Source organism: Companilactobacillus keshanensis (assembly GCF_003946205.1).
Classification (GTDB): domain Bacteria; phylum Bacillota; class Bacilli; order Lactobacillales; family Lactobacillaceae; genus Companilactobacillus; species Companilactobacillus keshanensis.
On record NZ_RHOS01000004.1, the window covers coordinates 71,354 to 91,236 of the forward strand.

Consider the following 19,883-nt stretch of genomic DNA (forward strand, 5'->3'; position numbering starts at 1 on the left):
TAATTGTGAGGGTTTTTTATTTATTGTGTAGGTGAAGTTAATTTATGACAGTTGCAGAAGTGATTGTTGATGTGCCAACAATGCAAACTAATCGTCCTTTTGAATACGATGTTCCAAGCAACTTGTCAGAAGTTGTTGAACCGGGGATGCGTGTTGAAGTGCCTTTTGGACGTGGTAAACGAAAAATTCAAGGTTTCGTAATGAAGCTGAAGAATACTAGTGATTTTAAAGGAAAATTAAAGCCGATCGATCGAGTTATTGATCTTCGGCCTGTTTTGTCGTCTGAAATGCTGGATTTATCGTCTTGGTTAGCAAATAGAACCTATTCATTTCAAATATCGTGTTTGCAGACAATGTTACCAAATGTTATGCGGGCTAAATACCACCAGTTAGTTATTCCTAAAGATGATGATGATTCTGAGAATCAGAAATTATTTCAAGGACAGGATAATATAGAAGTAACTAGTCAAATGAGTGATGAAACGATTCGATTGATCAATCGTTTGAAACGTCAAGATAAAGTTGAAATTGAATATGTTGTAGAAAACAAAGCTAGTCAGATCAAACGTCAAGCTATAACGACTACTTTGAATCCGATTCAATTACGTGAAAAACGCAATGAATTGAGATCAAATGCCAAGGCTCAATTAAAATTAGTAAATTATTTAATAGATAATTTAAATAATTTACCAATTGAATTGAGTACTTTATCTTCAGAGGGGATAAATCGTGCAGCTATTAAAACAGCAGAAAAAAATGATATTTTGTCAGTTGTTGAAGTAACAAAGAGAAGAAAACCAGTAGGTGTCACGCCTGAAAAAACTACCAAGATGGACCTGTCAGAAGAGCAATCTCAGGCAGTAGATCAAATCAATCAGGCCATAGATTCTAAAGAAGCTAAGACATTTTTGATTGAAGGCGTTACTGGTAGCGGTAAGACAGAAGTTTATTTACAAACTATTGATCGAGCCGTAACTGAAAATAAAACTGCGTTGATGTTAGTTCCGGAAATTTCACTTACGCCACAGATGGTTAATCGAGTAACTGGCCGTTTTGGCAATAAAGTTGCTGTCCTTCACAGTGGTTTATCCAGTGGTGAAAGGTACGACGAATGGACACGAATCGAAAATGGTAGTGTACAAGTGGTTGTAGGGGCTCGTAGTGCAATCTTTGCTCCACTAAAGAATATTGGCCTGATTATCATTGATGAGGAGCATGAGGCCAGTTATAAGCAAGATGACAATCCCAGATATCATGCTCGAGACGTTGCTTTGTGGAGAGCTAAGAAACATAATTGTCCAGTTGTTTTGGGAAGTGCAACGCCAAGCTTAGAATCTCGTGCCCGTGCTCAAAAGGGAGTGTATCAGTTAATTAATATGAAAAAACGTATCAATCAACAGCCACTACCCCATGTTCAAATAGTTGATATGCGTGATTCTGAGAATTCAGCTGTTAAAGGTGATTTATCACCTTTATTGCAAGATAAGCTTTGGCGAGTTTTAAAACGTCACGAACAGGCGATCATCCTTTTGAATCGAAGAGGTTATTCATCTTTTATGATGTGTCGTGAATGCGGATTTGTTTTGAAATGCCCTAATTGCGATGTTTCATTAACGTATCATAAGGATCTGGGAAAAATGAAGTGTCACTATTGTGGTCACGAAGAAGAAGTACCAGAAACGTGTCCCCAATGTCATAGTAAAAAAATTGGCTTTTATGGAACTGGAACACAGAACTTGGAACGTCAATTAAACGAATTATTGCCAGAAGCACGTATTTTACGGATGGATGTTGATACTACACGCAGAAAGGGTGCGCATGCTAAAATATTGAAGCAATTTGGTGATCAAAATGCCGATATTTTACTTGGCACACAGATGATTGCTAAAGGATTGGATTTTCCAAACGTTACTTTAGTAGGGGTAGTTAATGCTGATACTACCTTGAGCCTGTCCGATTATCGAGCAAGTGAACGAACTTTTCAATTGCTGACACAAGCTAGTGGTCGAGCTGGTAGGGCTGATAAATCAGGTAATGTAATAATCCAAACCTTTAATCCTGATCATTATGCGATAAAGGATGCAGCCGTTCAGGATTATGAAACTTTTTACAAACAAGAAATGTATTTGCGTCATCAGGCAAACTATACGCCGTATTACTTTACGACTTTGATCAGTGTTTCTCATAAAGATGAGGGCCAAACTTTGAAACAGGCCTATTGGCTGAAACGTCAATTGACAACGGCTCTGTCTGACAGTGCAATCCTGCTAGGACCAAGTCCTACAATGGTTTCTCGAAAACAAAATAAGTATTATTATCAAATTATTGTAAAATATAAGCATGAACCAAAATTACATCAAAAACTGCTCGAAATATTAAATGATACACAAGCAGATACAAAAAAAGGGTTCACCGTCGCTATCGACAATGAGCCGCAACATATTGATTAAGGAGCATAATTAAATGACAAGTGTAATATTCTTAGGTACACCAGAATTTTCGGCTACGGTTTTAAAGGGACTTTTAAAAACAGATTATGAAATTAAAGCAATCGTAACTCAACCGGATAAACCAGTTGGACGGAAGCAAAGGCTGCAAAAGAGTCCAGTAAAATTGATTGCAGAAGAAGAGAATATCAAACTATATCAACCAGCTAAACTTTCAGGAAGTCCAGAAGTTGAAGAATTAAAGGCATTGAATGTAGATTTGATCATTACAGCCGCTTTTGGACAATTCTTGCCAACATCTTTTTTAAACTCTGCTAAAGTTGCCGCAATAAATGTTCACGGTTCACTTTTACCTAAATATCGTGGTGGGGCACCCATTCAGTGGTCAATCATGAATGGTGATAAAGAAACCGGTATTACTATCATGTACATGGTCAAGGCAATGGATGCTGGTGATATTATCAGTCAGGAGAAGGTTGCTATCACACCAGAAGATGACAATGGTTCAATCTTTGACAAAATGGCAATCGTTGGTCGAGACTTATTGATCGAAACTATTCCTCATATCCTGGATAATACAATCAAACCTATTAAACAAGAGGAAGATCAAGTTGTTTTCTCACCTAATATATCTAAGGAACAAGAAAAGCTAGATTTTACACAATCTGCTGAACAGATTTTTAATCATATCAGAGCTTTAAGCCCAGATCCTGGTGCTTGGGAAATGTTCAATGGTCAAAGGACTAAATTTTATAAGAGTGAAGTGGTTGCCATTGATACAGATCAAGCAGCTGGAACTGTTTTTGAAACTGGAAAGAAAAAGTTAGTTGTTGTTGCTGGTGATAAGCAGGGTCTTTCAATCAAAAAGATTCAACCAGCAGGTAAAAAGGTTATGGATATTACCAACTATATGAATGGTTTAGGCAGTAATTTAGAAAAAGGACAAATTGTGGTCAATACAAATGAAAAATAATCCTCGTGCAGTAGCAGTGGAAGCATTAACTAGAATCTTACAAAATAAAGCATATTCAAATATTGAAATTAGTAACTTGTTACAACGTTCAGATATGTCAAATGTCGATTCAAGATTGATGACCAATATTGTTTATGGCGTTTTACAAAATATGTATGTGCTTAAATATCAATTAGAGCCATATCTTAAAGATAAAACAGTTAAACCTTGGATCATGAATCTTTTGATGAGTGCCATCTATCAGATGCATTATTTGGATAAAATTCCAGATCATGCCGTCCTAAATGAATCGACTGAAATTGCTAAACAAAATGGAAGTATCGGTTTAGCCAAGTTAGTAACTGGTGTTTTAAGAAATTATCAGCGTCATGGTTTTAAAGATCTACCAGTAGGCCATGGTGAAGAAGATTTGAGCATCCGTTACAGTACACCATTATGGTTGGTAAAACTCTTGATCAAACAACAAGGCATCAATAAAACCATTGAAATTTTGGAATCGATCAATCAGCCTTCACATGTTTCTATCCGTGTAAATACTAATAAAGTAAGTGTGAAAGATTTGAAGAGCCGTTTAGAAGAATTAGATTTTGAGGTTGAAAATAGTCGTATTTCACCAGTTGGTTTAACACTTAATAGTGGTAATTTGTTTGATACACCAGAATTCCGAGAAGGATTATTCACAATTCAAGATGAAAGCTCAATGTTAGTTGCACCAGCTTTAGATTTGAAGCCTGATGATCAAGTTTTGGATACATGTGCCGCACCAGGTGGTAAAACGACGCATATCGCCAGTTATTTAAAAGATGGTCGCGTTACTGCTTTAGATATTCATGAACGCAAAACAAAATTAATTCGAGAAAATGGTCAGAGACTGGGTTATAAGGATATAATACAGACGAAAGCTATGGACGCTAGAAAAGCTAAAGATGTCTTTGCTGCCCAGAGCTTTGATAAGATTTTGGTGGATGCCCCTTGTTCAGGACTTGGACTAATTAGAAGAAAACCTGAATTGCGTTATTTTAGGGAGTTTGAAGATCTGCTAAATTTGCAAAAGATTCAACTCGATATCCTGAATAGTATCAGTGATTTATTAAAGGTAGATGGTAGATTAGTTTTTAGTACGTGTACTTTTGATGATGAAGAAAATGAAGCAATTGTTACGGAATTTTTGAATAATCACAAAAACTATGAATTGGTTTCAATAAAAAATGACCTGTCTAATGAAGATACTATAAAGTTATTCCCTAGTGATTATTTCACCGATGGATTCTTTATAGCAGCGTTTAGGCGAAAAAATTAATGAGGTAAAGTTGGATATGGATTACGCGTTATTAACCGACGTCGGTAAATTAAGAAAAAATAATCAAGATTATGTAAATGTATTTAAGAATAAAAAAGATGTCATATTCGGTATCGTTGCTGACGGTATGGGAGGACATCGTGGTGGTGATGTTGCTTCAGACATGGCAGTCTCCCACTTGGGACACAATTTCGAACAGTCAGATATCAATGATTTAGATGATTTACGTGAATGGATCATCAAAGAAATAAGTAAAGAGAATGATCGAATAGTTTCTGTTTCAAATCAGTTCGATGATTTGAATGGTATGGGAACAACTATGGTCGGTGTATTTTTTGTCGATAAGAAAATGATGGTAGTAAATGTCGGCGACTCACGTTGTTATATCTACCATGATAAAAAATTAGAACAACTCAGTGTTGATCATTCTTTAGTTCATGAATTATTAGAGACTGGACAAATTAGTCCTGAAGAGGCCGAGAATCATCCGCAAAAGAATATTATTACTCAAACATTGGGTGTTTCTCAGACTGTTCAACCACGAATCAAAAATTTTAATCTTATCAATGATGCCATTATTCTTTTATGTACTGACGGGCTTACCAATATGGTTCCTGAAAAGGAAATAAAAAAAATATTGAGTGAGAAAATTAGTTTAGACGCTAAATGTCATATTCTGATCGATAAAGCTAATCAGGCTGGTGGTAGAGATAACATCACTGCTTTACTTTTTGCCTCGGGAAATGGAGGTAATAAGTAAATGGACAAAGGTTACCTTGTTGGTGGCCGTTATGAGATCTTAGGTACGCTTGGCGAAGGCGGAATGGCTAATGTTTATTTAGCAAATGATATAAGACTCAACAGAAAAGTTGCTGTTAAGGCTTTGAGATATGATCTTCAAGATGATGAGTCTGTTCAGAGAAGATTTGGACGTGAAGCTAAAGCTACCAGTGGTCTTTCAAGCCCTAATATTGTTAACGTTTTGGATGTTGGCAATGATCATGGGATTCAATTCATTGTAATTGAATATGTTGACGGTCCTAATTTAAAGAGATATATCAAAACACATTTTCCGATTCCTTATCATGAAGTCGTTGATATCATGGAACAAATTTGTTCAGCAGTAACGACTGCTCATGATCATGGGATAATTCATCGTGATTTGAAACCAGAGAATATTTTAGTAGACGAAGCTAAAGATCCGATACAAGTTAAAGTATCAGATTTTGGAATAGCCTTGGCATTGAGTGATCAGTCAATAACAAGAACTAATTCATTATTAGGATCAGTTCACTATATGTCACCGGAACAGATTCGTGGAAAATCTGCCACAGTATTGTCTGATATTTATGCCTTGGGAATCATTTTATTTGAATTATTGGCTAAGCACGTACCATTTACAGGAGATACAGCTGTATCTGTTGCTCTAAAGCATTCTAAGGAAGATATTCCTGATCTACATGCAATTGATCACAATATTCCACAACCCTTGGAGAATGTAGTTTTAAAGGCAACAGCTAAAGATCCAGAAGAACGTTACCAATCAGTAAAAGAAATGTATGAAGATATTAGTACTTGTTTACTCCCGGAACGAGCTAATGAACCTAAATTCATTCCAGTAGTTCATAATAATCTGGAAGAAACTAAGGTTATGGAACCGCTGAGGGATGTGGATCAGGACAAACCTGCCAAAAAGAAAAATAGCAAACGCAAAAAGATAATGTGGATGTCTATTATTCCAATTTTATTGTTGCTGTTTTTGATTTTTGCAATTGTTCGCGGAAGCGCTGAAACATCTGTACCAGATCTGAACAATTTAACGATCAAACAGGCCACGGTCATGCTTAAAGGTTCAAACCTGCAGGTAGGTTCTGTTTCTAAGGAAAATGATGACGATATAATTGCTGGACATGTTATTAAGTCAATACCGGCCAAGGGTCTCAAATTGAAAAATAATGCAAAAGTTAACTTAGTTGTCAGTTTGGGAGCCACATACTACAAGATGCCAAAGGTCACTGGTAAACAGTATTCCGAAGTATCTGATGGTTTGAAAAAACGTGGGTTCAGTATTCATTTGAAATATAAATCTACCAATGACTATTCCGCAGGAGTGGTTATGAAGCAAAGCATTACGGCTGGTAGTAAGGTTATTGCTAAGAAAAAGAAATTGGTCTTAACGATTGCTAAAACACCAACTGTAAAGAAAAAATCTTATAAAGTACGTGATTTGTCGGGATACAATCTTAAGAGTATTCAGGATTATGCCGATGAGATAGATGCCGTATTGGATGTTACATATCAGTATTCTGATACTGTTGCGTCTGGAGTTTTGATTTCTCAAACACCAACAGCAGGAAGTAACATAACTCAAGGAGCTACATTGTCAGTTGTAATGTCTAAGGGTAAGGACGAAAGCGATAGTAACAGTTCTGACACCGATAAAGATAACAATGACAGCGATAGTGATTCAAATACAAAAAATGTAACAAAAGATGTTCAAATACCATTTGATGACAGCGGTGGTAGCAGTAATACAGTCACAATCTATATTGGAGATTCTACACATAGTATTAGTAATCCTTATAAGACGATGACAATTACACAAACAACATCAACAACATTGAATTTCAATTTAAAGAGTGGTCAAACGGGTACTTATAATATCGTTCGTGACAATCAAACGATTGCGACTGGCTCAGTAAGCGGGTAGTAAATGGAAAGAGAAGGAAGAATTATCAAATCAATCAGTGGATTTTATGATGTTTTGGATCATGAGAGTCACGAATTGGTAAGAACTAGAGCACGAGGTAATTTTAGAAAACGCAAGATCAAACCGATCGTAGGTGACATGGTTACTTATGAAGCTAGTGGAGATCTTGGCTATATTCTAAAAATAGAAGATCGAGAAAATAGTCTTGTTCGTCCACCAATAGCTAATATTGATCAAGCCATTGTGGTAACTTCGGCTGTAGAACCTAATTTTTCTAGTAATCTATTAGATAAAATTTTGGTAAATATCGAACATAATGACATTAAACCATTGATTTATTTAACTAAAACGGATCTATTGGATGATAAAAAGTATGCTGATCTTAAAGTGGTTTTAGATGGATACCGTAAAGCGGGCTATGTTGTATTTGATGAGCGAGATAGTTACAGTGATGATCAAGTTCAAGATTTGATAAGACATTTTTCTGATAAGATAACCGTCTTTACCGGTCAATCAGGTGCTGGTAAATCAACGTTACTTAACCACATTGACCCAGAGTTAGGATTAGCTACGGCAGAAATTTCTCAGACTTTGAATCGTGGTAAACATACAACTAGACAGGTTTCCTTATTTAATATAGAAGGTGGGTTAGTTGCCGATACACCAGGATTTTCATCATTAGAATTGATTGAGATAGATCAAGAAGAATTGCCAACGCTTTTTCCAGAATTTGTTGAATACAGTGGTGAATGTCAATTTAGAGGTTGTCACCATGTCAATGAACCTAACTGCAAAGTCAAAGAAATGGTCGAAGATGGTACAATCATGAAAAGTCGTTATGATGATTATTTGTACTTTTTAAATGAAATAAATTCTTACAAGAAAAAATATTAAGGAGTGTTTTTAATGACAAATAAAATAGCCCCATCGATTCTCTCCGCTGATATCATGAATTTGGAGAGGGACGTTAAAATGGCTGAAGCGGCTGGTGCCGATTTGTTCCATATTGATATTATGGATGGACACTTCGTACCAAATATGTCTTTTAGCCCTAGTGTCGTTGAAGGTATGAGAAAGATCACTGATAAGCCGTTAGATGTACATTTAATGATCGACAATCCAGAAGAATATATCGAGTCGATCGTTAAAGCGGGTGCTGATACCGTTTTGGTCCATGCGGAGAGCACTAATCACACTTATCGTTCAATTCAAATGATCAAACAATTAGGTGCTAAAGCTGGGATTGTGGTTAACCCAGGAACAGCCCTGGAGAATGTTAAAGAATTATTCCCAATTATTGATCAAATTTTAGTTATGACTGTTAATCCTGGATTTGGCGGTCAAAAATTTTTGTCAGGTATGACAAAGAAAATCCAACGTTTGGATCAATTGCGTCAAACGTCTGCTGCTGATGACTTTCAAATTGAAGTTGATGGTGGGATCAATGACGAAACAATTACAAAATGTGCTGATGCTGGAGCTGATATTTTTGTTGCTGGTTCATATCTCTTCGGTAGTGATGATTTCGAGGGCAGAATTAATAAGTTAAAGGATCTCGTGGAAGACTAATGAAACGGGTTAATGTTTTATTAGGTGGTCCCAAAAGTGAATATCCTGAGGAAATGAACAGTATCAAAGCAATTCCCGGACCATGGGTCGGGGCGGACCGCGGAAGTTTATATTTAGTTAAAAATGGTGTAATTCCTGAAATTGCCATGGGAGATTTTGATTCTATCAATAAAAAAGAACAAAAATTTCTAAGGGATAACATTTCAAACTTTTATAAATTTCCTCCAGAAAAGAATGATACTGATTCTGAATTGTGTTTATTGGCTGCAAGACAAAAATTTAATGCTCAAGAGTACATCATTTATGGTGGTACTGGTGGGCGAATTGATCATTTCTTGGTCAATTTATTCTTACCATTCGATAGACGATTCTTCGATTTTTATGACAAACTTTATTTCAAATCGGCTAATAATACTATTAGATTTTTTAAACCTGGTAGCTATACGGTTTATCATGAACACGGGATGAAATACATTGGTTTTATTAATTTAGGACCTGTCACACGTTTAAATTTAGTAAATGCAAAATATAAGTTAAAAGATTTTAGTGCTGATCATCCAGTCAGTTGGGCCAGTAATGAGTTTATTGGTGATTCAATCGACTTTAATTTTGGAAGCGGAGTTATTGCCGTTATCCAAAGTGCTGATGCTAAGCAAAACAAAAAGGACTAACGAAATTAATCGTTAGTCCTTTTTTTAGTTATTTTAAAATTATACGCGGGTAACTTTTCCCGATTTCAAAGCTCTAGCTGAAACCCAAACACGTTTAGGTTTACCATCAACCATGATACGAACTTTTTGCAAGTTTGGCTTCCAAGAACGTTTTGATTGATTAAGAGCGTGAGAACGTTTGTTACCAAACACTGTCTTACGGCCTGTAATAATATCTTTTGCCATGGGACCGACCTCCTTTGGCTACATGTTTTCTTTTAAAATATCACCTGACTAATTTACCATAACATTGCAACTAAAGCAATAGAGTAATAATATTGACCATAAATCTTTAATTCAAAATCTTGCTATGATAAAATTTTTATGGTTATGATAGGATAGATAAGGTCCAAAGATAGGAGGATCCAGAATGGCAGTTACAATTAAAACAAAGCATGGCGAAATCGTCGTGTCCACTAACAGTGTTTCAACAATTGTTGGCGGTGCTGCTTCAGATATATACGGTATCGTAGGTATGGCAAGCAAGAACCAATTGCGCGATGGAGTTAATACGATTTTAAACCGTGAGGATTTTTCTCGTGGTGTTGTTATTGACCAAAAAGACGGAAAACTTGCTGTCGATGTATATATCATAGTAGGATATGGAATTAAAATATCCGAAGTTGCTAAAAATTTAAAAGCGAAAGTTAAATATAACCTAGAAACAATGCTCGGAACACCGGCCGGCACTGTGAATGTTTATGTCCAAGGAATCAAAGTATTGGATGACATTAAATAGGTATTAAGCTGGTTGGAGGGAATTTTTTTGAGCAAAGAACTTATTACCAAAAATGAATTTTCTGATATGGTGCGAGTTGCCTCACATCGTCTAGAAAAAAATGCTAAATTTGTTAATTCACTAAATGTTTTTCCTGTCCCAGATGGAGATACTGGTACAAATATGAGTCTTACGATTCAAAGTGGTTTTAAAGCCGTCAATGAATCAGAAAGTACTAATATTGGTATTTTGGGTAAAGCTTTGGCTAAGGGACTATTGATGGGAGCTAGAGGTAACTCAGGTGTTATCACATCCCAATTATTCAGAGGCTTTTCGAAGAGTATTGAGAAAAAAGAATCTTTGAATGCCGATGATTTAGCATCAGCTTTTGAAGATGGCGTAAAAACAGCTTATAAGGCCGTTATGAAGCCAGTTGAAGGAACTATACTAACTGTTGCTAGATATGGTGCTGAAGCGGGTATTAAGAAGGCTAAAGAGACAACTGACATAGTTCAAGTTATGACGGCGGTTGTTAAAGGTTCCAAAACTGGTTTAGAAAAGACACCTTCACTATTGCCAGTACTAAAGGAAGTCGGAGTTGTCGATTCCGGTGGTCAAGGTCTAGTGTTTATTTATGAAGGATTTTTAGAAGGTCTTTCAGGCGAAGTTTCAGATAGTGAGGCTTATACGCCAGACGAAGCTGAAATGGATGAAATGATCAATGCAACCCATCATCAAGAATCTGTTCAAAGTCAATTCAATACTGATTCGATCGAAAACGGATATTGTACGGAGATGATGGTTGAACTGGGTGAAAATCCAACAACTGATGAAAAGTTTGATTATGAAGAGTTCCGTCAATATTTAAGTGGAATTGGTGATTCATTATTAGTGGTTTCTGATGATGAGGTTGTTAAAGTTCACGTTCATACTAACTATCCATACAAAGTTTGGGAAGCTGGTAGAAAATTTGGTGCATTAACAAAGATCAAAATCGATAATATGCGTATTCAACACGAAACCATTGTTGATGAAGATGAAATTGCTACCCCAGTAAGTAGTCAACCAATCGACTATGCGGTTATTGCGGTATCTTCAGGTGACGGTCTTTCAACGCTGTTTGAAAGTTTAGGTGTCACACACGTTATCAGTGGTGGACAGACAATGAATCCATCTACAAATGATATTGTAGATGCGATCAATGCTTCCAATGCCAAACGAGCAATTGTTTTACCAAATAACGGTAATATTATTATGGCAGCTAAACAGGCTGCGGAATTAGTTAATATTCCCGTTGTTATTGTTGCTTCTAAGACAATCTCACAAGGTATGACAGCAATGTTGTCATTTAACCCCGAGGCTGAATTAGATGAAAATAAAGATAATATGGAAGATTCATTAGATACTGTTAAGAGTGGTCAAATTACTGAGGCCGTTCGTAACACAGAAATTGATGGATTAAAGATCACAAAGGGTCACTATATGGGAATTGTCGATGGAAAGATCCTAGTTGATTCGGAAGATATTATTTCTGTTACTGAAGAAACACTTGATAAGATGATCGATGAGGATAGTGAAGTTATTACTATTTTGGTTGGCCAAGATGGTAATGAAGCCGATGCTCAAAAGGTTTCAGATTATTTAGATGAAAAGTATGCAGACTTAGAAACTGAAATTCACCAAGGTGATCAACCAGTTTATCCTTATTTGATTGCTGTAGAATAACAAACAATAAGTTTGGGACCTTGTGTTCCAAACTTGTTTTATTTAGGAGGGAAAATGGATTTAAGAACAGTTCCAGTATCAGCTTTATCAGGAGTGGGAGCTAAGCGATTTGAGGCTATCAGATCCTTAGGTATTGAGAATATTTATGATTTATTATTTTATTTTCCCTTCCGGTATGAGGATATTGAAGTAAAATCACTGGATGATGCAATCGATCAAGAGAAGATCCTTTTAAAGGGAATAGTTGCCAGTGATCCAGTTGTGGCAAGATTTGGATATAAAAAAAATCGTTTGAACGTCAGAATTATTGTTGAAAATGAATCGGTCATGGTAACCTTTTTCAATCAACCGTGGTTAAAAGATAAGTTTGTAACTGGTGATGAAGTTGCAGTATATGGTAAATGGAATCAAAATCGCCGCGCCATAACAGGTATGAAGGTAATTGGTGATGAACATGCTGAAGGTTCAATTGATTCAGTTTATTCCGTAAATAAAAATATTCATCAAAAAACTTTGATAAGTTTGATAAAATCAGCCTATGAAGAATATTCTGATCAAATTGAAACAATCATTCCTGAACATATTTTAGAGAAATATCATTTGATGAATGATAAAGAAATGGTTCAGGGGATGCATTTCCCTAAAAATGACGAACAAAATGAATTAGCCAGAAGAACTGCTAAATTTAGAGAATTTTTCTTATTTGAATGTGGAATTCAAAATATGAAATCAAAGGATCAAATTAATCAGGTTGGTTTACTGGAGAATTATGATAAAAAGTATATTGATGACTTCATTGATAGCTTGCCATTTGATTTAACAACGGCTCAAGCAAGAGTTACACAAGAAATTCTAGATGATATGGAGTCCAGCTATCATATGAATCGACTGCTTCAAGGCGATGTTGGATCTGGTAAGACGATAGTAGCAGTAATTGCAATGCTTGCTTCGGTGACGTCAGGATATCAAGCAGCCATTATGGCACCAACAGAAATCTTAGCCCAACAGCATTTTAATAAAATCGGCAAATTATTAGCACCTTTGAAAATAAGAATCAGTATTTTAACTGGTTCACAGACCAAGAAAGAACATGATGCGATAGCTGACAATATTAAGACTGGTAAAACTAATGTTATTGTTGGTACGCATGCTTTGATCCAGGATAGTGTTGAGTTTAAAGATCTCGGTTTGATCGTAATTGATGAGCAGCATCGTTTTGGTGTTAATCAACGTAAAAGTTTACGTGAAAAGGGTAATAATCCTGATGTATTAGCTATGACAGCTACACCTATTCCGAGGACATTGGCGATAACAGCGTATGGAGATATGGATGTTTCGAGAATTGACGAGTTGCCAGCTGGACGTAAAAAAATTGAGACATATTGGATCAGAAGTCAAAAAATAGAACAAATGTATCGGTTTGTAACTAAAGAATTGGCTGATAGTGCGCAAGTCTATGTTGTTACACCACTTATATCGGAGTCCGAGAAGATAGATTTAAAAAATGCAGAATTGATTTATGATAAATTTAGTGAGTTATTTGCACCGAAATATAGGATTGGTCTACTTCATGGTCAGATGCCAAATGATCAAAAAGAAGATGTGATGAGTCAATTTAGTCATCAGAAGATAGATGTATTGGTTTCAACAACCGTTATCGAAGTCGGTGTCGATGTCCCTAATGCATCAGTTATGGTGATCTATGACGCTAATCGATTTGGTTTGTCACAGTTGCATCAATTGCGAGGTCGTGTTGGTCGTGGCGAAAAGCAGTCGTATTGTATTTTGATTGCTGACCCTAAAAATGAGACGGCTTTAGAAAGAATGAAGATTTTAACGTCAACTAATGACGGATTCGTTTTAGCTGAAGAAGACCTAAAAATGCGTGGAGCTGGAGATGTTTTGGGTAGTCGTCAATCAGGTCTACCAGACTTTAAAGTTGGCGATCCAATCGCTGATATCAACATATTGGAAACAGCTCAAATTGAGGCTGAAGCAATATTTAAGGACGATGCTATGGCAAAATCTGAAAATAAAGTGTTAAAATCTTTCTTGAATGATGAATTTGAACAGTTAAATAATTTTGATTAGTGAGGAAATATAATGAAAATTGCTGTAGATGCTATGGGTGGAGATAATGCACCGCAGGTCATAGTTGAGGGTATTGAACAGTCACGTGACGAATGGGAAGATTTAGAATTCGTTCTTTATGGTGATGAAACTAAAATCAGAGAATATTTGAAAAATGATAAGCGAATATCAATCGTTAATACTGATGAGGAAATCTTAGGAACTGATGAACCAGTTAAAGCAATTCGTTCTAAGAAGAATTCATCAATGGTATTAGCTGCTAAATCTGTTAAGAATAAAGAGGCCGACGCTATGCTGTCACTAGGTAATACTGGTGCCTTATTGGCTGCTGGAATATTTATTGTTGGTCGTATCAAGCAGGTCGCACGTCCAGCTTTAATGCCGACTTTACCTGTTACGAATTCTCCATTAGGTGTAAATGTTTTAGATGTTGGCGCAAATGCTGAGGCCAAAGCTGCTTATTTACAGCAATGGGCAATTATGGGTTCAATTTATGCCCATGATATTAAACAGATTGAAGAACCAAGAGTAGCTTTGTTGAATAATGGTACTGAAGAAGATAAAGGTGATACTCTTCACAAAGAAGCCTATGAATTACTTGAAAATACTGAAGGTATTAACTTTGTAGGTAACGTTGAATCTAACAATATCTTGGCAGGGGTGGCAGATGTTATTGTTACTGATGGATTTACCGGAAATGCTGCTCTAAAAGCAACTGAAGGAACAGCAACTATTTTATTGAGTCAATTGAAGAATGCCTTGCTAAATAACGGTTTCTTTACTAAAATGGGGGCTGCTATCGTTGCACCATCATTGAAATCTTTGAAAGACATGTTTGATACTTCTCAAGCTGGCGGTGCAGTTCTTTTAGGATTGAAATCACCAGTTGTTAAGGCACATGGCGCTGCTGACGCAAAGACCGTTTTCTATACAGTAAAACAAATTTATGGTATGTTGCTTAACGATACAATAAATAAAGCCAACAAGTATTTTGAAAAAATGGAAGAAAAGAAGTAATTTAAACAAACTTGGGAAAAAACAGGAGAGTTATTTAAATGTCAGAACAAGAAATTTTTGAAAAAATCAGAACTATGATCGCCGACAAATTTGAGGTTGACGCTGAAACCATTAAGAATGAAACATCATTTGCAGATGATCTTGATGCAGATTCAATTGATTTAGTTGAATTTGTTTTGGAACTTGAAGAGGAATTTGATCAAGAGATCCCTGATGAAGATGCAGAAAAAATCACAACAGTGGGACAAGCTGTTAGTTATATTAAAGAACATCAAAATTAAGGCCGATAGGTCTTATTTTTTTGCCTGAATAATTATTTAAGGGTAAAAATTTAGTATAATTAATATTATCGGAAAGGGGCATATCATGTTAGATCCGAAATTTTTGAGTTATCTAAGTGAAAACTATGGAATAACTTTCAATAATAGAAAATTGGTCGAACGTGCAATGACACATTCTTCCTTTGACAATGAACACAAAGAATTAGGTATTGGTGATTACGAGCGCTTAGAATTTTTGGGGGATGCTGTTTTGGAAATAAATATTTCTAAATATCTCTTTGAAAAATTTCCAGAACTACCAGAAGGAAAACTAACACGTTTGAGATCAGATATTGTTAGAACTGATAGTTTTGCTAGATTTGCCAAACAAATTCAAATAGATAAATATTTACTAATAGGTAAAGGCGAAGAGAAACAAGGTGCTAGACAAAGACATACTCTATTGGAGGATATTTTTGAGGCCTTCAACGGAGCACTTTATTTAGACCAAGGAAATGAAAAAGTGGATGAATTCTTAAAACGAGTTGTTTACCCTCATATTGATTCAGGAGAATTTTCAGAAGATACTGACTTCAAGACACATATTCAAGAGAAACTTCAACAATCTGGTGAAGTAGAAATTGATTATGAGGTCATAGATGAAGAAGGACCTGATCATGACAAAAAGTTTGAAGTAGAGTTACTAGTAAACGGGAAATTCTTATCAAAGGGCTTTGGTTACAGCAAGAAACATGCAGAACAAATGGCCGCTAAGAAAGCGTTAGAAGAATTATAGGAGTTTGTATTTTATGCCATTAAAATCATTAACAATCAATGGATTCAAATCTTTTGCTGATAAAACGAAGATTGATTTTATAAGTGGAATTACAGGAATCGTTGGACCAAACGGAAGCGGAAAATCAAATATTACTGAAGCAATTCGTTGGGTCATGGGCGAACAGTCGGCAAAAAGTTTACGTGGGGACAAAATGGCCGATATCATATTTGCTGGTAGTGATACACGTTCACAGATGAATCATGCTGAAGTTATTTTGGAATTTGATAATTCACATAAGGAATTGAAATCTGATCAAGAGAATATTTTGATCAAACGTAAACTATATCGTAATGGTGATACTGAATTCTCAATCAATAATAAAGATTGTCGACTAAAGGATATTACTGAGTTATTTATGGATTCAGGTATGGGAAAACAATCTTTTTCAATTATTTCACAAGGTAGAGTTGAAGAAATATTTAACAGCAAGCCAGTTCAAAGACGTTCAATTATTGAAGAGTCCGCTGGAATTGCTTTATTTAAGCAGAAAAAAATTCAGGCTGAAAATAAGTTATCAGAAACAACCGACAACTTACATCGTGTTTCCGATATTGTTTCCGAATTGTCTAAACAAGTTGAACCCTTAAAAGAACAGGCTAGTATTGCAAGAGACTATCAAACTCAAAAGAGCCAATATGATGCTATTTATCAACAACTTTTGACTATTGAAATAAAAGATACGTCCATTCAAAAACGCAAAGTCAATAATGAATTGCGTGAGGTTAAACTAAGCCTGCAAGAAATTGAGAAAAAGGTTAAACAATCGACTGCCGATCTTAATGATAATCGAACAAAGATTAGTGCGTTTGCTAAAGAAATTGATAATCATCAAAATAACTTAGTAGAAAAAACTCGATCCTTAGAGATATTGAATGGTCAAATAGCCGTTTCTGATGAGAGGAATGGATACAATACTAGTAATCAAAACTCTTTGAATGATCGTTTGGAGAAGCTTTTAAATGATAAGAAAGCTAACCAGATTCAATTGGCGGCTTGTCAAGAGACTTTGGATGAGTATCAACAGAAAATTAAATCATATCAAAAAGAATTAAACGATATCGAACACTTAAAGGAACAAACTCCTGAGGATCTTCAAAACGAGATCAATCAAATTCGAGATCGGTATGTTAATGCTTTGCAAGAACAAGTTTCTAATAATAATGAGCAAAAATTTAGTCAACGGCAATTAGTAAGAGTTTCTGAGTTAGAGCAGGAACAAGATAGAAATACTAACGCAGTAACATCTGAAATAGAAAAATTAAATCAGTCTATTACTACAACAAATCAAGAAATCACTAAATTGGTCGCTGATAATCAAGACTTAATCGCAAGAGGCCAGAGTATTTCCATTTCTATCGATCAGGTGACTGAACAAGGTCAAACTGAGAATCAAGCTTATTTGAAAGAATTAGAGAGTCTTCAAGAAATCAAGGCACGTAAAACTGTATTGGAAAATATGGAACAAGAACATGCTGGATTCTACGAAGGTACGAAAAATGTTTTGAACAATCAGCAGTCACTTGATGGGATAGTTGGGGCTGTTGCTGAATTGATCACGGTTCCTAAAGAGTATCAGTTGGCAATTGAAACAGTTGTCAGTAATCAATTGCAATCGATCGTAACTAAAGATGAGCCCGCTGCTAAACAAGCTATCATGTTCTTACGACAAAAAAATGCCGGTCGGGCGACTTTCTTACCTCAAAATATTATTCAGCCCAGAAATATTTATTCAGCAGATTTGAATGCTGCTCATAATGTTGTTGGATTTGTCGATGTCGCAAGTAATTTGGTTGAATTTGATCAAAGTGTTAATAATATTGTCCAAAATATTTTGGGAAATCTATTGATTGCGACTGATATTGATGCAGCAACGAAAGTTTCGGCAGTTGTTCATCGTAAATATCGTGTTGTTACGCTGGATGGCAATGTTGTCAATGCCGGAGGTTCTTTGACCGGTGGACAAAAACGTCGAGTAAATTCGAGCCTTTTAAGTAGAAAAGAGGATTTGAAGGAATTAGTTTCTCAATTGTCGAAAAAGGAAATGGCCCTTGATCAAAAGCAAAAATCAGTTTCGGATCTTCGTGAGAAACTAATTGGCTTGCGTCAAGAAAAATCTAATGTTGATAAGGCTTTAGAATCTTTTAATCAAAAGAAAAGTGAACTGAATAATGTTTTATCCACTCAACAAAACGAATTAAAACATTTTGAAAGTCAGCAATCAGCCTACGTTTATAATCATTCGAAGACAAAAGCTGATAAAAGGGAATTAACTGATAATTTAAAAAATCAATTAAAAATTGCTGAGGCTTTGAAAGCCGATTTAATCAAATTACAATCTGACATTGATGATAAACAAAAAACTCTGAATGATTTTGATTCTAAACTGTCATCTACAAATGAAAAAATCCAAAAATATCAAACTGATTTGGCTGTTATTAAGAGTAATTTTGAGAATGAAAATAATCAGCACAAACGGTTGGTTTCTGAAATGGAATCTAGTGATGAACAGATCAAAGAGTTAAAGATTAGATTAGATCAGTTGAATAACGAAAAGAGCACTTTGGATCTAAGTAATTCTGAGATCAAGTCTAAAATTGAAAGTTTAAATACTAATATCATTCAATTGAAGAAGATGCTAAGTTCATTGCAAGATAAGCGTGATCAAGAAGAAGTCAAAGCTAAAGAATTAAATGAATTAGCTCAAAGAAATTTTGATCTACAAAAATCAGCATCTGATCAACAAGAGAATTTAGCCATTCAAGTAACTAAATTGACAAACAAGATTGACAGCCGCTTAGATATATTGGCCAAGGATTATCAGTTAACATATGAAGCCGCTATGGTCAATTTGAAGAAACAAGATGCTGATCCCGACGAATTGAAGAAGAATGCCAACTTACTGAAGATGGGAATTGATGAATTAGGTCCAGTAAATATTTCAGCAATTGCCGAATATGATAAAGTTAAGGACCGTTATGAATTTTTGACGCAACAGCAAGATGATCTTTTAACCGCTAGAAAACAATTGCTAGATACAATGTCAGAGATGAATAATGAAGTTATGACACGTTTTAAGAGGACTTTTGATAGCGTAGCTGCAGCTTTTGAGACAATCTTCCCAGAGATGTTTGCAGGTGGACGTGCCAAATTGGTATTAACTGATCCCAGTAACTTGTTAGAAACAGGCATTGAAATTATTGCACAGCCACCAGGGAAGAAATTCCAGAGATTGAGTTTATTATCAGGTGGTGAGAAAGCTTTGACAGCCATTACACTGCTATTTGCTATTATCAAAGTACATCCAGTTCCATTTTGTATTTTAGATGAGGTTGAAGCTTCACTTGATGATGCTAATGTTTATCGTTTTGCTAATTATTTGAATAAATACGACGATAATACGGAATTTATCGTAATTACTCATCGTAAGGGTACAATGATGAATGTGAACCGTCTTTATGGCGTCACCATGGAAGAATCCGGTGTTTCCAAAATGTTATCTGTTGAAGTAGAAAAATAAGGAGATTA

At 35.6% G+C, this 19,883-nt stretch carries 16 protein-coding genes; 15 read left to right on the plus strand and 1 reads right to left on the minus strand.

Annotation, left to right across the window (positions count from 1 at the left end; genetic code table 11):
• Positions 1-44: 44 nt before the first annotated feature.
• Genes priA through EKM64_RS03760 form a run of 8 tightly spaced genes read left to right on the plus strand, consistent with a single transcriptional unit; the run spans position 45 to position 9,670 of the window.
• Complete coding sequence (priA, locus tag EKM64_RS03725) at positions 45-2,450, plus strand: primosomal protein N' (protein WP_125675732.1); 2,406 nt, start codon at positions 45-47, stop codon at positions 2,448-2,450.
• Between the two features lie 13 nt (positions 2,451-2,463).
• Positions 2,464-3,420 (plus strand): methionyl-tRNA formyltransferase, encoded by a 957-nt coding sequence (gene fmt, locus EKM64_RS03730; RefSeq protein WP_125675734.1) that lies wholly within the window; start codon positions 2,464-2,466, stop codon positions 3,418-3,420.
• The gene (rsmB, locus tag EKM64_RS03735) at positions 3,410-4,720 is read left to right on the plus strand and encodes a 16S rRNA (cytosine(967)-C(5))-methyltransferase RsmB (RefSeq protein WP_125675736.1); all 1,311 of its coding nucleotides are present in this window, start codon (positions 3,410-3,412) and stop codon (positions 4,718-4,720) included. Before fmt ends, rsmB begins: the two co-directional genes overlap by 11 nt.
• A 16-nt stretch (positions 4,721-4,736) precedes the next feature.
• Positions 4,737-5,480 (plus strand): Stp1/IreP family PP2C-type Ser/Thr phosphatase, encoded by a 744-nt coding sequence (locus EKM64_RS03740; RefSeq protein WP_125675738.1) that lies wholly within the window; start codon positions 4,737-4,739, stop codon positions 5,478-5,480.
• Complete coding sequence (gene pknB / locus EKM64_RS03745; RefSeq protein ID WP_125675740.1) at positions 5,481-7,430, plus strand: Stk1 family PASTA domain-containing Ser/Thr kinase; 1,950 nt, start codon at positions 5,481-5,483, stop codon at positions 7,428-7,430.
• Positions 7,431-7,433: 3 nt separating this feature from the next.
• A complete protein-coding gene (gene rsgA, locus EKM64_RS03750; protein WP_125675742.1) occupies positions 7,434-8,324 on the plus strand; it encodes a ribosome small subunit-dependent GTPase A in 891 nt (296 codons plus the stop codon).
• Positions 8,325-8,336: 12 nt separating this feature from the next.
• Positions 8,337-8,999: a ribulose-phosphate 3-epimerase gene (gene rpe / locus EKM64_RS03755; protein WP_125675744.1), complete on the plus strand. Its 663-nt coding sequence runs from the start codon at positions 8,337-8,339 to the stop codon at positions 8,997-8,999.
• Positions 8,999-9,670, plus strand: a complete 672-nt coding sequence (locus tag EKM64_RS03760) for a thiamine diphosphokinase (protein WP_125675746.1) — start codon at positions 8,999-9,001, stop codon at positions 9,668-9,670. The genes rpe and EKM64_RS03760 overlap by 1 nt, the downstream gene beginning before the upstream one ends.
• A gap of 39 nt (positions 9,671-9,709) precedes the next feature.
• Here the strand turns inward: EKM64_RS03760 and rpmB are convergent, their stop codons facing one another.
• Positions 9,710-9,895, minus strand: a complete 186-nt coding sequence (gene rpmB / locus EKM64_RS03765) for a 50S ribosomal protein L28 (protein WP_010019437.1) — start codon at positions 9,893-9,895, stop codon at positions 9,710-9,712.
• 184 nt (positions 9,896-10,079) lie between these two features.
• Between rpmB and EKM64_RS03770 the strand changes: the two genes are divergently transcribed.
• From EKM64_RS03770 to smc, 7 genes are all read left to right on the plus strand, one after another.
• A complete protein-coding gene (locus tag EKM64_RS03770) occupies positions 10,080-10,448 on the plus strand; it encodes an Asp23/Gls24 family envelope stress response protein (RefSeq protein ID WP_125675748.1) in 369 nt (122 codons plus the stop codon).
• 27 nt (positions 10,449-10,475) lie between these two features.
• Positions 10,476-12,152 (plus strand): DAK2 domain-containing protein, encoded by a 1,677-nt coding sequence (locus EKM64_RS03775; protein WP_125675750.1) that lies wholly within the window; start codon positions 10,476-10,478, stop codon positions 12,150-12,152.
• 54 nt (positions 12,153-12,206) lie between these two features.
• Positions 12,207-14,243 (plus strand): ATP-dependent DNA helicase RecG, encoded by a 2,037-nt coding sequence (gene recG / locus EKM64_RS03780; protein ID WP_125675752.1) that lies wholly within the window; start codon positions 12,207-12,209, stop codon positions 14,241-14,243.
• A gap of 12 nt (positions 14,244-14,255) precedes the next feature.
• A complete protein-coding gene (gene plsX, locus EKM64_RS03785) occupies positions 14,256-15,260 on the plus strand; it encodes a phosphate acyltransferase PlsX (RefSeq protein ID WP_164505291.1) in 1,005 nt (334 codons plus the stop codon).
• A gap of 38 nt (positions 15,261-15,298) precedes the next feature.
• On the plus strand, positions 15,299-15,541 hold the full coding sequence (gene acpP, locus EKM64_RS03790; RefSeq protein WP_125675756.1) for an acyl carrier protein: 243 nt from the start codon (positions 15,299-15,301) through the stop codon (positions 15,539-15,541).
• Positions 15,542-15,626: 85 nt separating this feature from the next.
• Positions 15,627-16,316, plus strand: coding sequence for a ribonuclease III (rnc, locus tag EKM64_RS03795; RefSeq protein ID WP_125675758.1), 690 nt, complete (start codon positions 15,627-15,629; stop codon positions 16,314-16,316).
• Positions 16,317-16,329: 13 nt separating this feature from the next.
• Entirely contained in the window at positions 16,330-19,875 is a 3,546-nt protein-coding gene (smc, locus tag EKM64_RS03800; protein WP_125675760.1) for a chromosome segregation protein SMC, read from the plus strand.
• Positions 19,876-19,883 lie beyond the last annotated feature (8 nt).